The sequence below is a fragment of the Vibrio sp. 1069 genome (assembly GCF_033340555.1).
In genome coordinates, this window is sequence record NZ_JAWOWP010000846.1 from 1 (window position 1) to 540 (window position 540).

The 540-nt window shown below is 45.9% G+C and carries 2 pseudogenes; both read left to right on the forward strand.

The window, feature by feature from the left end:
* Positions 1 to 127, forward strand: a pseudogene (locus R7040_RS29390) (anthranilate phosphoribosyltransferase); the annotation flags it as partial.
* Between the two features lie 13 nt (positions 128 to 140).
* Positions 141 to 540: pseudogene (locus R7040_RS29395) on the forward strand (bifunctional indole-3-glycerol phosphate synthase/phosphoribosylanthranilate isomerase); the annotation flags it as partial.

Sequence of the window (540 nt, forward strand, 5' to 3'; positions counted from 1 at the left end):
TAACGTCGCACTTCTAATGCGTTTATTCGGCCACGAAGATTTAAAAGCCAACACGCAGCAAGCGATCGAGGCTATGAACTCAGGCAAAGCTTACCAATTGGTACAGCAACTTGCCGCGCACGCTTAAGGAACAGATGAAGATGACTGACTTCAACACCCAGCAAGCAAACAACTTATCAGAGCACGTCTCAAAAAAAGAAGCAGAAATGGCGGAAGTGCTTGCCAAAATTGTTCGCGATAAATACCAATGGGTAGCAGAGCGAAAAGCATCACAGCATCTGAGCACTTTTCAGTCGGATCTATTGCCGTCAGATCGCAGTTTTTATGATGCATTGAGTGGCGATAAAACCGTATTCATTACAGAATGCAAAAAGGCATCGCCATCAAAAGGCCTTATCCGCAACGACTTCGATTTGGACTACATCGCGTCGGTTTACAACAACTACGCAGACGCGATCTCGGTTCTGACCGATGAAAAATACTTCCAGGGTAGCTTCGATTTTCTGCCTCAAGTTCGCCGACAAGTGAAACAGCCAGTGT